The following is a 17,221-nucleotide window of genomic DNA, read 5'->3' on the forward strand; positions in this document are numbered from 1 at the left end:
ATCACCGTCTGTTCCCGCCCGGCAGCCCAGCGCGCCCGTCGCCCTCCCCATGCCGCGCATGGGGCCGGTCGCCGACCATGCCCCCCGCCCCATCAAGGTCGTTCTCAACTGGGGCCGCCGCTACAGCCTGTGGGTCTTCAACTTCGGACTCGCCTGCTGTGCCATCGAATTCATCGCCGCCTCCATGGCCCGGCACGACTTCATCCGCCTCGGCGTGATCCCCTTCGCCCCCGGCCCCCGCCAGGCCGACCTCATGGTCGTCTCGGGCACGGTGACGGACAAGATGGCCCCGGCCATCCGCCGTCTCTACGACCAGATGCCCGAGCCCAAGTACGTCATCTCCTTCGGCGCCTGCTCCAACTCCGGCGGCCCCTACTGGGACTCCTACTCGGTGACGAAGGGGGTCGACACCCTCATCCCCGTCGACGTCTACGTCCCCGGATGCCCCCCGCGCCCCGAAGCTCTGCTCCAGGGGATCCTCAAGCTCCAGGAAAAGATCGCGGCGGAGTCCCTGACCACGCAGGGCCTGCGGCGGCGTTACGCCGGACACCGGCACGCCACCGCCACCGAGGTGACCCGCGGTCTCGTCGAGCGCCCGACGCCCGGCCCGAAGGGGGCCCGATGACGACCACCGAGCGCGCACGCGTCGATGCCCGCGACTGGCACGCGAGCGTGACGGAGGCCCGCGCGGCCGGCCACACCTTCTTCGACTGGCTGAGCGCCGTCGACCGCACCCACGACGAGACGGCTCCCGGCTTCGACGTCGTCGTTCACCTGCTCGACGTGACCCACCGCGGCAACCTGAGGGCGACCCTGCTGACGACTCGGGTGGCCGACGGCGAGGCGCTCGCGAGCATCACCGACCTCTACCCGGGTGCGGCCTGGCACGAGCGTGAGACCCACGAGATGTTCGGCATCGGCTTCGACGGCTTCGACGACGGCACCGGGCTCGGCCTGCGGCCGCTCCTCCTGCCCGAGGGGTTCATCGGCACGCCGCTGCGCAAGTCGTTCGTCCTCGCCGCGCGAGCCAGCAAGGTGTGGCCCGGCGGCAAGGAGCCGGGCGAGGGGCCGGAGGGGTCGAGCAAGGCGCCGAGCCGCCGGAAGGTCGCTCCGCCCGGCGTCCCCGACCCGCAGTGGGGTCCGCGATGAGCCTCCTCGAGATCACGCTCCGCTCGCTCGTGGCGCTCCTGGGCTTCCTCGTCCTGCCGCTGCTCGTCGGCCAGACCGAGCACAAGGTGATGGCGCACATGCAGGGCCGGCTCGGGCCGATGTACGCCGGCGGCTTCCACGGGTGGGCACAGCTCGTCGCCGACGGCGTGAAGTTCCTCCAGAAGGAGGACATCACGCCGGCGGCCGCGGACCGACGGGTCTTCCGGCTGGCCCCCGCCCTCGCGCTCATCCCGTACCTCCTCGCCGCGGCCGCGATCCCGATTCACCCCGGCGCCGTGATCGCCGACCTCCCCGGCTCGGCCGTCTACGTCCTCGCGGTCACCGGCGTGGGCATCCTCGGCACCCTCATGGCTGGCTGGGCGAGCGCGAACAAGTACTCGCTGCTCGGGGCGCTCCGGTCGGCCGCGCAGCTCCTGTCCTACGAGCTGCCGATGGTGCTCGCCGTCGTCAGCGTCTGCATGGCGGCGGGCTCACTGTCCCTCGGCGGCATCGTCGAGGCGTGGCAGCCGTGGTGGCTGCTGTGGCAGGCCCCCGGCGCGCTCGTCTTCCTCGTCGCCGCCGTCGCGGAGTTGCAGCGGCCCCCCTTCGACATGCCGGTCGCGGACTCCGAGATCGTCTTCGGCGCCTACACCGAGTACACCGGCCTGCGCTTCGCCTTCTTCCTCCTCGCCGAGTACGCGGGCATCGTCGTCATGTCGCTGCTGTTCGCCGTACTCTTCCTCGGCGGCTGGCGCGGTCCGTTCGACGACGTGCTCGGCTGGGCCTGGACGTTCTCGAAGGGGTTCGTGGTCGCCTTCCTCATCATCTGGTTCCGCGTGGCCTGGCCGCGGCTGCGCGAGGACCAGCTCCAGCGGGTCGCCTGGCTGGGCCTCGTCCCGCTGGCGCTCGCGCAACTCGCACTGACAGCGGTCGTGGTGGTGATGACGGCATGAGTGGTGGTGACGGCATGAGCGGCAATCACGGGTTCATCCCGGGGATCCTCAAGGGCCTCGCGACGACGGCCCGGACGATGGTGACCCCCGCCCACACGGCGGAGTACCCCGACGTCGGCCCCGACCTGCCCGCGCGCTCCCGCGGCGTGATCGCGCTGCTGGAGGAGAACTGCACGTCGTGCATGCTCTGCGCGCGCGAGTGCCCCGACTGGTGCATCCACATCGACTCGCACAAGGAGACGCTGCCCGCCACGAGCCCGGGCGGGCGCGAGCGGCAGCGCAACGTGCTCGACCGCTTCGACATCGACTTCTCCCTCTGCATGTACTGCGGCATCTGCATCGAGGTCTGCCCCTTCGACGCGCTGCACTGGAGCCCGCAGTTCGAATACGCGGAGACCGACATCCGCGACCTCCTCCACGACAAGGACCGCCTCGGGCAGTGGATGGAGACCGTCCCCGCGCCGCCGCCCCTCGACGAGCACGCCGCGGACCCGATCGAGCTCGCCGCGGGGACCACGCGCCGCCGCCCCCCTCGAGGACGGGACGAGGCGACGTGACGGGGCTCGACATCGCCTTCGCCGCCGTCGGGACGATCGCCGTGCTCGGTGCCGCACTGGCCGTGACGACCCGGCACGTCGTGCACGCGGCGCTCTGGCTCGTCGTGAGCCTCGCCGCCGTGGCCGGCTGCTATCTCGTGCTCGGGGCGGAGTTCGTCGCCCTCGTCCAGGTGCTCGTCTACCTCGGAGCCGTCGTCGTCCTCGTGCTCTTCGCCCTCATGCTCACCCGCGCGCCCATCGGGCCCAGCCCGGACCACTCGACGTCGCGGGCCCACCGCCTGCTCGCTGCGGGGCTCGGGGCGGCCGTCGCCGCGGCACTGCTCGCCGTGCTCCTGCCCCTCGCCGGACCGGCGATCGCCCGACGCGAGGCGGACACGACCGTCCTGGCGAGCGACCTCTTCCAGCGTTGGGTCTGGCCCTTCGAGGCCCTCTCGATCCTGCTGCTCGTCGCCCTCGTGAGCGCCTTCGCGCTCTCCCGCGCGGCGGCCGGACCGGACGCGCGTCCCGCGCCGGATGACGAAGGGGGCGCCGCGTGATCCATCTCGCCGGCCCGTACGTCGTCGCGGCCCTCCTCGTCGGGATCGGCCTCTACGGCGCGCTCGCCCGTCGCAACGCCGTGCTCGTGCTCATCGGGGTCGAGATCATGCTCGCCGGAGCCGGGGTGCTGCTGGTGGCGACGTCCGCGGCCGGACGGGCGGGGGAGTACGGGAGCGTGCTGACCCTCTTCGTCATCACCATCGCGGCCGCCGAGATCGTCCTCGCCCTCGCGCTCGTGCTGGCCGTCTTCGCGCGGCGCGGTGACATCGACCTGACCCGGGACACGCATGTCCCGGCGGCGTCCGGTGACGCCGCCGACACGGCCACGTCGACCGACCGGGGCGGTCGATCGTGACCGACAACGGACTCCTCGACGTCGTGGCCCCCGGCGTCGTCGGCCTGCCCCTCGTGGCGGCCGTGCTCGGGCTCGCCCTCGCCCGCCGACGCGTCCTCGCGGCCGTGCTGGCGAACCTCAGCGCCGGCGTACTCGTCGTCCTCACCTGGATCCTCGCCGTGGAGGCGCCGCGCGGGATCGACGCCGCGGCGGCAGCCATGGGCTGGCGCACCCCGGCGCAGTGGACCGGGGGGCCGGGAGGATTCACGGCGGGTGACGTGCAGCTCCCGCTGGATCTCGTCGTGTCCGGTCCCAGCGCCCTCGTGGCCCTCGTCGTGGCCGCGGTCGCCCTCGCGGTCCAGCTCTACGCGACCTGGTACCTCGCGAGCGACGACCGGTACGGCACCTTCGCGGCCACGGTCTCCCTCTTCGCCGGCGCCATGCTCCTGCTCGTGCTGTCCTCGGACCTCGCCCTGACCCTCATCGGTTGGGAGGTCATGGGCTGGTGCTCCTACCTGCTCATCGGCCACTGGAGCCGGAAGGCCACGGCCCGTCGCGCGGCCCACAAGGCCTTCCTCGTGACCCGCTTCGCGGACATCGCCTTCGTCCTCGGCATCGTGACCCTCGTCGCCGGCGCCGGCTCCACCCGGTACGGCGACGTCGTCGCGCACTGGGCCCCCGTCATCGGGGCGGATGCCCGCGACGTCCCCGTCGCGGCGGGCAGCCACGCGGTCCTCACGACGGCGATGGTCCTGCTCGTCATCGGCATCCTCGGCAAGTCCGCGCAGTTCCCCTTCCAGGACTGGCTGCCCGACGCCATGGAAGGCCCGACCCCCGCGTCCGCGCTGATCCACGCCGCGACGATGGTCGCCGCGGGCACCTTCGTCCTCGCGCAACTGGCGCAGCTCCTCGACGCCGCCCCCGTCGCGGGCACCGTGCTCGGGGTCAGCGTCGGCATCACGATGATCGGCGCGGCGCTGCTGGCCCTGGGGCAGAGCGACCTCAAGCGGATGCTGGCCTGGTCGACCGTCAGCCAGATCGCCATCATGCTGACGCCGCTGGCCGTCGCGGCACCGCACGCGGCGTCCGGGGCCGCGCTCTTCCACCTCTACGGTCACGCCCTCTTCAAGTCGCTGCTCTTCCTCGCCGTGGGGTGGCTCGGCCTCATCGGCGGCGGCACCTCCGCGCGGGCCCTCGCCGGCACGGGGCGGGTCCACCCGGCGGCGATGACCGCGTGGGCGCTGGGCCTCATCTCGCTCGCCGGCGTGCCGTTCTTCGTCGGCGGCCTGAGCAAGGAGCACGTCGTCGAGGTCGTCGGTCACGAGAGCGACCCGCTCGCGCGCGGGCTCCTCCTCGCGCTGCTCGTCACGGTGGTCCTCACGGCCGCCTACGCGACGCGGGCGCTGCTCGTCGTCGCGCTCCCGACCGGTGCGCGCGAGCAGACCCGGGCTGTCGCCGCGCCCGTCGCGATCGGTGTGCTCCTCGTGCTGTCCGCGTTGACCGTCCTCGGCGGTCTCGTCATGGCCACGGACCTCATCCCGCTCGACCTCAGCCCGGCCAGCGACATCCTCCTCGTCGCCGGACTCGTCGTCGTCGGTGCCGCGCTCGCGTGGCTCACGGCGGCCCGACGCGGCACCCCGATCGTGGCGCCGGGCCCGTTCGCGACTCGGGCCGATGCCGGCCTCGGCGTCGATCGGCTCTACCGCGCCGCCATCGCCACGCCTGTGCTCGCCCTGGCCCGCCTCGTCGCGTGGGTGGACACCGAGGTCGTCGACGCGTGGGTGCGCGGCGCCGCCGCCGGGGTGCGGACCCTCGGGGCGGTCGGACATCGGGCTCACGCCACGGAGCGCTCGAGCACGGGCCTGGTGGCCGTGGCCCTCGGTCTCGTCGTGCTCGTCGGACTGGGGGTGGTCGCGTGGCTCTGATACTCGGCCTCCTCATCCCCCTCGCCATCGGCACCTGGCTCGTCCTCGCCGGACGCGGCCTGCCACTGCGCGCGGTGTCGACCGTCTCCGTCGGGGCGGCGCTGGCCACCCTCATCGCGGTCGGGTCGGCCGTGGCGACGCACGCGACCTTCAGCCGCGCCTGGGTGCCGAGCCTGGGGCTGGTTCTCGACGTCGGCATCGACGGGATCAGCGCGCCGCTGCTGCTCCTGACCGCCGCGATCGGCCTGCTCTGTGTCGTGCACGCCTCGCGGCACGTCCCGGCGGGTGGGTCGCCGGCCACCTTCCACGGGGCCATCCTGCTCGTCGTGGCCGGGGCGCTCACGACCTTCGCCGCCCGCGACGCCGTCCTCTTCTTCCTCTCCTTCGAGCTCGTGCTCGTGCCGATGTGGGTGCTCATCACCCGCTTCGGGGACGCGAGCCGTCCGGATGCGCGCGCCGACGCCGGTGCCCGCTTCATCCTCTACACGGCCACCGGCTCCACCCTCATGCTGCTCGGCATCCTCTTCGTCGTGGCGCGGGCCGGCACGGCCGACCTCACCGCGCTCGCGGCCGCGCACGGTGCCGGACTCACCCACGGGGAGCAGGTCCTGGCCGCGACCTTGCTCGCCCTCGGGCTCGCCGTGAAGGTGCCCGTCCTGCCGCTGCACACGTGGCTGCCGGCCGCCCACACCACCGCCCCCACCGTCGGATCGGTGCTGCTGGCCGCGGTCCTGCTGAAGATGGGAACCTACGGCCTCGTGCGCCTGCCGTTGGCCGTGGTGCCGGACGGGTTCGCCGTCGTCGCGCCGTGGCTCGCGGTGGCGGGCGCGATCGGCATCGTCTGGGGTGGCCTCGTCTGCCTCGTCGAGCGTGACCTCAAGCGCCTCATCGCCTACTCCTCCGTCGCGCACATGGGCTTCGTGGTCCTCGCGCTCGCGACCGGGAGCGAGACCGGCCTGCAGGCGGCCCTCTTCGGCAACCTTGCGCACGGTGTCATCTCGGCGCTCCTCTTCTTCCTCGTCGGCGGGCTGAAGGATCGCTGGCACGGCGCGGACCTGACCGTCGCCCGACCGGCGCTGCGTGAGGTGGCGCCCCGCTACGGCTGGCTCGTCGTGCTCGGATTCGCCGCCACCCTCGGGTTGCCCGGACTGGTCGGCTTCTGGGGCGAGTTCCTCGCCCTCGTCGCGGCGATGGGCGCCCCCGACGGACGGTCGGCGGCGCTCTTCGGCGCCTGTGCGGCGATAGCGGCCGTCGGTGCCGCGCTCGCGGCGGCCTACTCCCTCCGGGTCCTGCGCGAGATCTGGGTCGGTGACGCCGTCAAGGCCGACGTCCACGCGCCCACCGGCCCCGCCGGGTTGAGCGGCCGCATGACCCCCGACCTTGCCGGCGTCGAACTGGCGGTGTGCGGCGTGCTCGCGCTCGCCGTCGTCGTCCTCGGCGTCGCCCCGTGGCTCGTGACCAACCCGATGGCGCAGACCATCTCGACGATCGTGGGGACCCGGTGACCGCGACCGCAGTGACCCTCCCGCACGCGTGGGCCGCCCTCTCGGCAGGACCCGGCGGAGACATCGTGACGTTGGACGCGCTCACCCTCGCCCCGGCGCTCGCGCCCGCGCTCGGCGCGCTCGTCGTGCTCCTCCTCGACGCCCTGCTCCCGCGCCTGCGCGCGCTGCACCTCGGCGCCGCGATCCTCGCCCTGCTCGTGGGGGCGGTCGGGGCAGCCTGGCCGCTGGCGACGTCGCCGATCCGCGAATCGGTCGCCTCGCTGTGCCAGGCCGGGACGGGCGCGGACGGGCACTGCCTCTGGGTCGCCAGCCCCTCGGGGCAGATCCTGCAGGTCGTGGCGCTCCTGAGCTCGGTGATCGTCCTCCTGCTCCTGGCCCACGACCTCACCGCGCGCCCCGCCGGGGAGACGGGGCCTCCCAACGCCGGGCACCGGACTCGTCGGATCCGGCCCAGCGAGTTGGCCGGCCGGGACACGCCCGCGAAGGCGGTTGCCGCCACCACGCAGGACGCACCCCTGCCTCCGGTCGCGACCCGGCTCGGGGGAGGGCCCGCGCTCGTCAGCGCGCTGGTGCTCGCCGCGACCGCCGGGGCCACCGCAGTCATCGCGGCCCAGGACCTCGGCTCGTGGCTCGTCACCCTCGAACTGGCCACGCTGCCCACCGTCGCGTTGGTCGCGCTCACCGGGACCCGGCGCTCCGGCGACGGCGCCCTCGCCCTGCTCACGACGTCGATCGTCTCCTTCGCGCTCCTGGCCGTCGGGGCCGCTCTCTGGCTCGTCGCGACGGGCTCACCGACCTTCGCCCCCGACGCCGCGACGATCGCATGGGCCGACCCGCAGACCCGCGCCGTCCTCGTGCTCGCGGCCGTCCTCATGGTCGCGGGCGTCGGCTTCAAGCTGTCCCTCGTCCCGTTCCACGCGTGGACGCCGCAGGCGTACACGGCGGGACACGACGCCGTCGCCGCCCTCCTCGCCACGACGTCGAAGGTCGCCGCCCTCGGCGCGCTCCTGGGGATCCTCAGCCCGCTCGCGGGGGTGGCTGGCCTCGGCTCGAGCGCCCGACCGCTCACCCTGGCCCTGGCGGTCCTCGCCGCCCTGACCATGTCGGTGGGCAACCTCCTCGCGCTGCGTCAGGACGACCCTGTTCGGCTCCTCGCGTGGTCGACCGTCGCGCAGGCGGGTTGGGTCCTCGCCCCGGCGGCGGTGTTGACCACCGCCGGTCTCGACGCGGCCGCCGGCTACCTCGCCATCTACGTGGCGGCGACGGCCGCCGCCTTCACCGTGGTCAGTGCGCTGCACGGTCCGGTGCGCGGGGGCGCCGCGGGTGGCGCATCCGGCGCCGGTGGCGCCGGCCTGCCCCGCACGCTCGCGGCCTCCCGCGGACTGCTCCGCCGGTCGCCGCTCCTGGGGGCGGTGCTCGGCCTGGCGCTCGTCTCGCTCGCTGGCCTCCCGCCGGGGATCGCGGGGCTGCTGGCGAAGGTCGTGGCCCTGCGGCCCCTCGTCGACGAGGGGATCTGGTGGCTGGCCCTCGTCGCCGTCGGCAACGCGATCGTCGGGATCGCGGTCTATGCCCGCTGGTTCGCGGGCCTGCTCGCCGACGATCCGGAGCCGCCGGACGCGACCCATGACGTCGCGCCGCGTGCCCTGCCGCGGGCCACCCTCGCGGCGGTGCTGCTGGCTGCGGCGCTGTTGGCCCTGATCACCCTCGACCCCGCACTGTTGCTTGCCGGCCTCACCTGAGCCACCCTTCGCGGGGAACGATTTCCACCACTTCTGGCGTTGGAGCACACATGCACAACCACCACAACGGTCTGAAGACAGCCGCCCTCTTCGGCGGCATCTGGGCCCTTCTGCTCGCCATGGGCTGGGTCGTCGCCCAGTACATGGGCAGCAGCGTCTTCATCCTCATTTTCGCCCTCATCGGTGTCGCCACGACGGCGTACAGCTACTGGAACAGCGACAAGCTGGCGATCAAGGCCATGAAGGCCTACCCCGTCAGTGAGGCGCAGGCTCCCGCGATGTACCGCATCGTCCAGGAGCTCTCCTCGCGCGCCGGCCAGCCGATGCCGCGTCTGTACGTCTCGCCGACGGCTGCGCCGAACGCCTTCGCCACGGGCCGCAACCCCCAGAACGCGGCCGTGTGCTGCACCGAGGGCATCCTCGGGCTGCTCGACGAGCGCGAGCTGCGCGGCGTGCTCGGCCACGAGCTCATGCACGTCTACAACCGCGACATCCTCACGGGCTCGGTGGCCGCGGCCATCGGCGGTGTCATCAGCACCGTCGGCCAGATGCTCTCCTTCGGGATGATGTTCGGCGGCGGCCGGGACGACGAGCGCGGCAACCCGATCGCCGGCCTGGCGATGGCCTTCCTCGCGCCGCTCGCGGCCGTCTTCATCCAGATGGCCATCAGCCGCACCCGCGAGTACGACGCGGACGAGGACGGCTCCAAGCTGACCGGTGACCCCCTCGCCCTCGCCTCGGCACTGCGCAAACTCGACGTGGGGACCCGGCAGGCGCCGCTCGCGCCGACGCCGCAGCTGCAGAACGCGAGCCACATGATGATCGCGAACCCGTTCCGTCCGCAGGACGTGTCGCGCCTGATGTCGACGCACCCGCCCATGGGCGACCGGATCGCCCGGCTCGAGGCCATGGCCTCCGGGCACCGCCTGGGCTGACCGCCCGGGGTCACCGACCCCCTTCGGCATCCGTCCCACCCGCCTCGTCAGCCCATCGGCTGGCGGGGCGGTGGCAGTATGACCGGGTGCCTTCCCTGACCCGCTCCGACGCCATCCGCCGTGCCGAACTCCTGACCGTGACCGCGATGCTGGTCGACCTCGATCTCGACACCGGGCCCGAGACGTTCGGCTCCCGAACGACGATCCGGTTCGCCTGTGCGGAGCCGGGGGCGGAGACCTTCGTGGACATCCGCGCCCGTGAGGTCGCCTCCATCACGCTCAACGGGGTCGCGCTCGACCCGGGGTTGATCGCGCAGGACCGGCTCACCCTCACCGGCCTCGCCGCGGAGAACGAGCTCGTCGTCGAGGCGACGATGGCCTACAGCCGCGACGGCGAGGGCCTGCACCGCGCGAGCGATCCGGCGGACGGTCGGGACTACGTCTACGGCCACCTCTTCCTCGACGCCGCACCGCGCGTCTTTGCCTGCTTCGACCAGCCCGACCTCAAGGCTCCCTACACCGTGACGGTGAAGGCGCCGGAGGACTGGATCGTGCTCGGCAACGGCGCCGCGAGCCACGACGGTCCGGGACGCTGGAGCCTCGCCGCGACCAAGCCGCTGTCGACCTACTTCGTCACCGTCTGCGCCGGCCCGTACGTCTCGGTGACCGACGAGCACGACGGCATCCCGCTCGGCGTGCACGCCCGGGCCTCCCTCGAGGCGCCGCTGCGTGAGCACGCGCCGCAGATCATCGAGGCCACCCGCCAGAGCTTCGACTACTACCACGAGCTCTTCGGGATCCGTTATCCCTTCGGTGAGTACCACCAGGTCTTCGCGCCCGAGTTCAACGCCGGCGCGATGGAGAACCCGGGGTGCGTCGTCCTGCGCGATCAGTACCTGCCGCGCGGGGCCGTCGCCCGCGACGAGATCCTCACGCGCACCAACACCGTCGCCCACGAGATGGCGCACATGTGGTTCGGCGACCTCGTGACGATGCAGTGGTGGGACGACCTGTGGCTCAACGAGTCCTTCGCCGAGTACATGTCGCACCGGACCCTCACGGCAGCGACGGAGTTCGCCGACGAGGCGTGGATCGACTCGACCATGGCCCGCAAGATGTGGGGTTACGCGGCGGAGCGCACGCCCTCCACGCACCCCGTGGCGGGTTCACCGGCGCCCGACGCCAAGGCCGCCCTGCAGAACTTCGACGGCATCTCCTACGCCAAGGGGGCGGCCACGCTGCGCCAGCTCATCGCCCACGTCGGGGACGACGCCTTCGTCGCCGGGGTGCGCGACCACCTGACGTCGCACGCCTTCGGCAACGCAACCCTCGCCGACTTCCTCGGGGCGATGGAGCGCGCCAGCGGGCAGGACCTGTCCGCGTGGTCGGCCGCGTGGCTCGAGACGGCCGGGCTGGACACGCTGAGCGTCGACCGGGCCAGCGGGACGATCCACCGCACGACCCCGGCGGCGCACCCCGCCGACCGGCCGCACACCCTGGACGTCGCCGCCTACCGGGACGGCGAGGAGGAGCTGCGCGAGACCGTCCGTCTCGAGGGCCCCAGTGCCGAGGTCCCGGGGCTGTCCGGCGACCGACCTTCGCTGATCCTGCCCAACGCCAGCGACCTGACGTGGGCGAGCGTCGACCTCGACGACGAGTCCGTGGCGGCGCTCGCCAGCGAACTGCCCGAGATCGCCGACGGTCAGGCTCGCGCCGTCGCGTGGGCCACGCTGCTCGACTCGATCTATCGCGGCACCGTCGACCCCGCGGCCGTCACCGACGTCATCGCCGCGGCCTGGGCCCGCGAGGACAACGAGTCGGTGCTCGGGTGGGTCGGCCGACAGGTCAGCCGACGGGTCATCCCGTGCTTCCTCACCGGCCAGCAGCGCGAAGGGGCGACGCGGGCCCTCGTGAGCGCGGCCGGTGAGCTCCTCGAGCGTGCGGAGCCCGGGTCGGGTCGGGCGCTCGTGGCGGCCCGCCTGCTTGCCTCCACCGGCGACGACGTCGACGGGCTGCTGCTGCCGTGGTCGCGCGGGGAGCGCCTTCCGGAGGGGCTCGACGGCGACGCCGACTTCCGCTGGATCGTCCTGCGCAACCTCGCGGCGCGCGGCGGCGCCACGGGCACGGACCTCGACGCGGCCCTGGCGCAGGACCCGACGATGAGTGGTCAGCGCGGCGCACTCACCGCTCGCGCCGCGTTGCCCTCGGCGGAGGACAAGGCCGCCGCGTGGGCCGATCTCACGACGAACCGAGAGCGGTCGAACTACGAGTGCAACGCGATCGCGACCGGGTTCTGGGACGGCGACGAGCAGATCCTGGGCGACTACGTGGCGCGCTACGTCGTCGACGTGCCGGCCATGACGAGCTGGATGGGCGACGACGCCATGTCGCGCGTGGCGACGCTCGCCTACCCGGCCCGCATCGTCACGGCGGAGACGCTCGCGGCGAGCCGTGCAGCGCTCGCCGGGGACACGCTGACGCCGGGTGTGCGCCGCGCCATCGTCGACTGCCAGTCCGAGCTCGAGGAGGCCCTCGCCTCGCGGGAGCGCTACTCCGCCTGACCGTCACTGCGCCTGACCGTCACTGCGCCTGGGCGCCACTGCGCCTGGGCGCCACTGCCCGGCAGGTGCGAAGGCGGCGTGGGCCGCGATGAGCGACGGGCCGTACCAGGTCAGGAGGCGTCCGCTGACGAGGTGGGTGGGCACCTCGGTGAAGGCCTCGGGACCGTCCTCCGCGGTGAAGGCGTAGGGCTCGTCCGGCAGCAGGATGAGGTCCGTCCCGTCAGTGTCTTCGGCATCCGAGACCCTGTCCAGATCGGCGAGATCGACGTGTGGGTAGCGGTCCGCGTGGCCCGCCCACGCGTTCTCCCAGCCGAACCAGCGGATCAGGTCCCCGGTGAAGGTCGCACGCCCGACCACCATCCACGGGTCGCGCCAGATCGGGATGGTGACTCGGGCGGTCGGCTCCGGCGGCGGCCCGCCGTAGAGCCGCTCCGCCTCCGTGAGCCAATCCGGCAGGTGGCAATCCAGGGCGTCGACGAGCAGCCGGCGCATCGACGTCAGCGCTTGCGGGACGGTCTCGATCCGGGTCACCCAGACCGGGACGCCGGCCTCGCGCAGCCGGCGCACGTCGAGCTCTCGGTTCTCCTCCTGGTTGGCGATGACGAGGTCCGGGGCGAGCGCGCGGATCGTGGCCAGCCGGGGGTTCTTCGTGCCGCGCACCCGGGTCACGTCGAGGTCGGCGGGGTGCGTGCACCAGTCGGTCGCGCCGACGAGGAGCCCCGGGGCCGTCGCGGCGACGGCCTCCGTGAGGGAGGGGACGAGCGAGACGACGCGGGCCACCCCGTCGAGATCGACGGGGTGGCCCAGGTCGTCATGCAGGTGACGGGTCACCGGCGACTCAGCGCGGCGCCATGCGCAGCGAACCGTCGAGGCGGATCGTCTCGCCGTTGAGGTAGTCGTTGTCGATGATCGACAGCGCGAGGTGGGCGTACTCGTCGGGGCGCCCCAGGCGCTGCGGGAAGGGGACCCCGGCGGCGAGGCCGGCGCGGAAGTCCTCGCTGACCGTGGCGAGCATGGGGGTCTCGACGATGCCGGGAGCGATCGTGCAGACGCGGATGCCGTACTGCGCGAGGTCACGCGCGGCGGGCAGCGTCAGCCCGACGATGCCGCCCTTCGAGGAGGAGTAGGCGGCCTGGCCGACCTGACCGTCGAAGGCGGCGACGGACGCCGTGTTGATGACGACGCCGCGCTGGCCGTTCTCGTCCGCCTCGGTCTGCGCGATGGCCTCGCTGGCCAGGGCGAGGACGGTGAAGCTGCCCACGAGGTTGATCTGGACGACCTTCGCGTAGAAGGCCAGGTCGTGCACGCCCTTGCGGCCGAGGATGCGCATCGACGGACCGATGCCGGCGCAGTTGACGACGGTGCGCAGCGGCACCCCGGAGCCGGCTGCCGTGGCGACGGCCGCGCGGACCTCCTCCTCGGAGGTCACGTCGGCGGCGATGTACTGGATGCCGTCGACCTGCGGGGCCTGCTCGATCGCCGCGGGGAGATCGAGGGCGAAGACGCTCGCCCCCTTCGCGACGAGGGCGGCCGCCGTGGCGGCGCCGAGACCGGAGGCGCCACCGGTGACGATGGCGGCGGTGTTCGCGAGCTGCATGCGGATTCTCCTGCTGGTTGGTCGTGGGTCAGGTGTGGGGGGGGGAAGGGGGGGGGGTCAGACGTTGCGACGGTACTGGCCGCCGACCTCGAAGAAGGCCTCGGTGACCTGCTGCAGCGAGCACACCCGCGCGGCGTCCATGAGGACTGCGAAGACGTTCTCGCCGCTCGTGGCGGCCTGCTTGAGCCGCGCGATCGCGGCCTGGGCCTCGTCGCGGTGCTCGGCCTGGAAGGTGCGCACCCGGGCGAGCTGGGACTCCTTCTCCGACTCCGTCGCGCGGGCGAGCTCGACGGTGTGCGCCTCCTCGCCCTCCCGCTCGGGACGGCGGAAGGTGTTGACGCCGATGATCGGCAGCGAGCCGTCGTGCTTGCGGTGTTCGTAGAGCATGGACTCGTCCTGGATCCGGCCGCGCTGGTAGCCGGTCTCCATCGCGCCGAGGACGCCGCCGCGCTCGTTGATGCTGTCGAACTCCTTGAGCACGGCCTCCTCGACGAGGTCGGTGAGCTCGTCGATGATGAAGGACCCCTGGAGCGGGTTCTCGTTCATCGCCAGGCCCCACTCGCGGTTGATGATGAGCTGGATCGCGAGGGCTCGGCGGACCGACTCCTCCGTCGGGGTCGTGACGGCCTCGTCGTAGGCGTTGGTGTGCAGGCTGTTGGCGTTGTCGTAGATGGCGATGAGCGCCTGCAGGGTGGTGCGGATGTCGTTGAAGTCCATCTCCTGCGCGTGCAGCGACCGGCCGGACGTCTGGACGTGGTACTTCAGCTTCTGCGAGCGCTCGTTCGCGCCGTACTTCTCCTTCATCGCCACCGCCCAGATGCGGCGGGCGACGCGACCGAGGACGGTGTACTCCGGGTCCATGCCGTTGGAGAAGAAGAAGGACAGGTTCGGCGCGAAGTCGTCGATGTCCATCCCGCGCGCGAGGTAGGCCTCGACGTAGGTGAAGCCGTTGGCCAGCGTGAAGGCGAGCTGGCTCAGGGGGTTCGCCCCGGCCTCGGCGATGTGGTAGCCGGAGATCGACACCGAGTAGAAGTTGCGCACCCGCTGCTGGATGAACCACTCCTGGATGTCGGCCATCATCCGCAGCGAGAACTCGGTCGAGAAGAGGCAGGTGTTCTGGCCCTGGTCCTCCTTGAGGATGTCGGCCTGGACCGTGCCGCGGACCGTCGACAGGGCGTTGGCGCGCACCTGTGCGGCCTCGTCCTCGGACGGCTCGCGACCTTCGCGCTCGCGGAAGGCATCGATCTGCTGGTCGATGACGGTGTTGAGGAAGAAGGCGAGCACGGTCGGTGCAGGGCCGTTGATCGTCATCGACACCGACGTCGAGGGGGAGACGAGGTCGAAGCCGTCGTAGAGCACCTTCATGTCCTCGACCGTCGCGACGGAGACGCCGGACGTGCCGACCTTGCCATAGACGTCGGGGCGCGGGTCGGGGTCGCGGCCGTAGAGCGTCACCGAGTCGAAGGCGGTCGACAGGCGGGTGGCCTCGCCGTCCTGGCTGAGGATCTTGAAGCGCCGGTTGGTGCGGGCCGGGTCGCCCTCACCGGCGAACATGCGGGCCGGGTCCTCGCCGTCGCGCTTGAAGGGGAAGACGCCGGCGGTGAAGGGGAAGAAGCCGGGGAGGTTCTCGCGGCGCCAGAAGCGCACGAGGTCGCCGTGGTTCGTCGTGCGGGGCAGGGCGACGCGGCGGATCGCGTTGCCGGACAGGGACTCCCGGGTCAGAGCGGTGTGCAGCTCCTTGTCCCGGATGCGCACGACCTGCTCGGTGCCGGAGTAGGACTCCACGACGGCCGGCCAGCCCTCGATCTGGTCGGCGACGGCCGGGGGAAGGTCGCGGCGGGCCTGGGCGAGGAGGGTGTCGACATCGCCGGTGCCGGCGTCCGCGGCAGCGAGCTCGCCGCGGACGAGGTCGAGGCGCTGGGCCCGGTCCGCGGCCACGGCGAGGCGCTCGGTCTCGGCGTGGTAGCCGCGCACGGTCTCGGCGATCTCGGCGAGGTAGCGCACCCGGTCGGTGGGCACGACCTGGTGGATGCCGCTCGAGTGCCGGACGTTCGCGGGCGCGAGCAGGCCCTCGGTGACGTTGAGTCCGTGAGCGGCCAGCTCGCCACGCAGGTGCTGGTAGAGCGCGGTGACGCCGTCGTCGTTGAAGGTGGCCGCGGAGGTGCCGAAGACCGGCATGTCCTCGGGGCGCTTGCCGAAGGCCTCACGGTTGCGGACCATCTGGCGGCCCACGTCGCGCAGGGCATCGAGCGCGCCACGACGCTCGAACTTGTTGATCGCCACCGTGTTCGCGAAGTCGAGCATGTCGATCTTCTCGAGCTGGGAGGCGGCGCCGAACTCGGGCGTCATGACGTAGAGCGACGTGTCGACGAAGGGGACGATCGCGGCGTCGCCCTGGCCGATTCCGGGGGTCTCGACGATGACGAGGTCGTAGCCGGCCGCCTTGAGGACGTCGATGACGTCGCGGAGGGAGTCGGGCAGCTCGTGGGCGCCGCGCGTGGCGAGGGACCGGAAGAAGACGGGGGAGTCGGTGCCGCCCTGACCCTGAAGGGCGTTCATCCGGATGCGGTCGCCGAGGAGGGCGCCGCCGCCACGACGACGGGTCGGGTCGACGGCCACGACGGCCACGGAGAGCTTGTCCTCCTGGTCGACGCGCAGGCGCCGGATCAGCTCGTCGGTGAGCGAGGACTTGCCGGACCCGCCGGTGCCGGTGATGCCGAGGACGGGGGTGGTGCGGGTGGCCGCGGCAGCGCGGAGCGTCTCGAGCATCTCGGCGGGCAGGGCGCCGCCCTGGGCGCCGGTGATGGCGCGGGAGACGGCCATCCGGTCGCCCGAGAGGACGGCCTCGGCCGTGACGGGGTGCTCGCCCCACAGGTCGGAGTCGCAGTCGGCGACGACCGACGCGATCATCCCGACGAGGCCCATCCGCTGGCCGTCCTCGGGGGAGAAGATCGTCACACCGCTCGTGCGCAGCCGAGCGATCTCCTCGGGGACGATGACGCCGCCACCGCCGCCGACGACCTTGACGTGGCCGGCGCCGCGCGCACGCAGGGACTCGACGAGGTACTCGAAGTACTCGACGTGGCCGCCCTGGTAGGAGGAGACGGCGACGCCCTGGGCGTCCTCCTCGATGGCCGCGTCGACGACCTCCTGGACGGAGCGGTTGTGCCCGAGGTGGATGACCTCGGCGCCCTGACTCTGCATGATCCGCCGCATGATGTTGATCGATGCGTCGTGCCCGTCGAAGAGGCTCGAGGCCGTGACGATGCGCACCGGGTTGCGCGGGGTCGCGCGCTCGGTGCTGCTCGGGGACCCGCTGCTGTCGCTGCTGGTCTCGGGGCGCTGGCTGGACGTCGTCGTCGTCATGGGTCCTCCGGTGGCGGTGGGGCGGTGCTGCCTCCTCAAATACTAGGACGTCCTAGTATTTCT

At 72.5% G+C, this 17,221-nt stretch carries 14 protein-coding genes; 11 read left to right on the top strand and 3 right to left on the bottom strand.

What is annotated here, in order from left to right:
* The first annotated feature begins 49 nt into the window (after nt 1-49).
* From ACQBAS_RS02355 to pepN, 11 genes are all read left to right on the top strand, one after another.
* Entirely contained in the window at nt 50-625 is a 576-nt protein-coding gene (locus ACQBAS_RS02355; protein WP_427385564.1) for an NADH-quinone oxidoreductase subunit B, read from the top strand.
* Entirely contained in the window at nt 622-1,149 is a 528-nt protein-coding gene (locus tag ACQBAS_RS02360; protein WP_427384747.1) for an NADH-quinone oxidoreductase subunit C, read from the top strand. Before ACQBAS_RS02355 ends, ACQBAS_RS02360 begins: the two co-directional genes overlap by 4 nt.
* Nucleotides 1,146-2,102 (top strand): NADH-quinone oxidoreductase subunit NuoH, encoded by a 957-nt coding sequence (gene nuoH, locus ACQBAS_RS02365; protein WP_427384748.1) that lies wholly within the window; start codon nt 1,146-1,148, stop codon nt 2,100-2,102. Before ACQBAS_RS02360 ends, nuoH begins: the two co-directional genes overlap by 4 nt.
* Nucleotides 2,103-2,116: 14 nt before the next feature.
* The gene (locus tag ACQBAS_RS02370; RefSeq protein WP_427384749.1) at nt 2,117-2,659 is read left to right on the top strand and encodes a NuoI/complex I 23 kDa subunit family protein; all 543 of its coding nucleotides are present in this window, start codon (nt 2,117-2,119) and stop codon (nt 2,657-2,659) included.
* On the top strand, nt 2,656-3,195 hold the full coding sequence (locus ACQBAS_RS02375; protein WP_427384750.1) for an NADH-quinone oxidoreductase subunit J family protein: 540 nt from the start codon (nt 2,656-2,658) through the stop codon (nt 3,193-3,195). The genes ACQBAS_RS02370 and ACQBAS_RS02375 overlap by 4 nt, the downstream gene beginning before the upstream one ends.
* Nucleotides 3,192-3,551, top strand: coding sequence for an NADH-quinone oxidoreductase subunit NuoK (gene nuoK, locus ACQBAS_RS02380; RefSeq protein WP_427384752.1), 360 nt, complete (start codon nt 3,192-3,194; stop codon nt 3,549-3,551). The genes ACQBAS_RS02375 and nuoK overlap by 4 nt, the downstream gene beginning before the upstream one ends.
* Complete coding sequence (locus tag ACQBAS_RS02385; protein ID WP_427384753.1) at nt 3,548-5,455, top strand: NADH-quinone oxidoreductase subunit L; 1,908 nt, start codon at nt 3,548-3,550, stop codon at nt 5,453-5,455. Before nuoK ends, ACQBAS_RS02385 begins: the two co-directional genes overlap by 4 nt.
* Entirely contained in the window at nt 5,446-6,960 is a 1,515-nt protein-coding gene (locus ACQBAS_RS02390; RefSeq protein ID WP_427384754.1) for a complex I subunit 4 family protein, read from the top strand. The genes ACQBAS_RS02385 and ACQBAS_RS02390 overlap by 10 nt, the downstream gene beginning before the upstream one ends.
* On the top strand, nt 6,957-8,699 hold the full coding sequence (locus ACQBAS_RS02395; protein ID WP_427384755.1) for an NADH-quinone oxidoreductase subunit N: 1,743 nt from the start codon (nt 6,957-6,959) through the stop codon (nt 8,697-8,699). The genes ACQBAS_RS02390 and ACQBAS_RS02395 overlap by 4 nt, the downstream gene beginning before the upstream one ends.
* Nucleotides 8,700-8,749: 50 nt before the next feature.
* Nucleotides 8,750-9,634 (top strand): zinc metalloprotease HtpX, encoded by an 885-nt coding sequence (gene htpX / locus ACQBAS_RS02400; protein WP_427384757.1) that lies wholly within the window; start codon nt 8,750-8,752, stop codon nt 9,632-9,634.
* 86 nt (nt 9,635-9,720) lie between these two features.
* Nucleotides 9,721-12,195 carry an aminopeptidase N gene (gene pepN, locus ACQBAS_RS02405; RefSeq protein WP_427384759.1) on the top strand — a complete coding sequence of 825 codons (2,475 nt, stop codon included), beginning with the start codon at nt 9,721-9,723 and terminating at the stop codon, nt 12,193-12,195.
* 3 nt (nt 12,196-12,198) lie between these two features.
* Here pepN and ACQBAS_RS02410 read toward each other — a convergent pair whose 3' ends face one another.
* From ACQBAS_RS02410 to icmF, 3 genes are read right to left on the bottom strand one after another with little or no spacing between them, the layout of a single operon-like run.
* Nucleotides 12,199-13,026, bottom strand: a complete 828-nt coding sequence (locus ACQBAS_RS02410; protein WP_427384761.1) for a helical backbone metal receptor — start codon at nt 13,024-13,026, stop codon at nt 12,199-12,201.
* 7 nt (nt 13,027-13,033) lie between these two features.
* Nucleotides 13,034-13,792, bottom strand: coding sequence for an SDR family NAD(P)-dependent oxidoreductase (locus tag ACQBAS_RS02415; RefSeq protein ID WP_427384762.1), 759 nt, complete (start codon nt 13,790-13,792; stop codon nt 13,034-13,036).
* Nucleotides 13,793-13,849: 57 nt separating this feature from the next.
* The gene (gene icmF, locus ACQBAS_RS02420) at nt 13,850-17,158 is read right to left on the bottom strand and encodes a fused isobutyryl-CoA mutase/GTPase IcmF (RefSeq protein WP_427384764.1); all 3,309 of its coding nucleotides are present in this window, start codon (nt 17,156-17,158) and stop codon (nt 13,850-13,852) included.
* Nucleotides 17,159-17,221: the final 63 nt, after the last annotated feature.

The organism is Janibacter zhaoxuefangae (assembly GCF_050271985.1).
Classification (GTDB): domain Bacteria; phylum Actinomycetota; class Actinomycetes; order Actinomycetales; family Dermatophilaceae.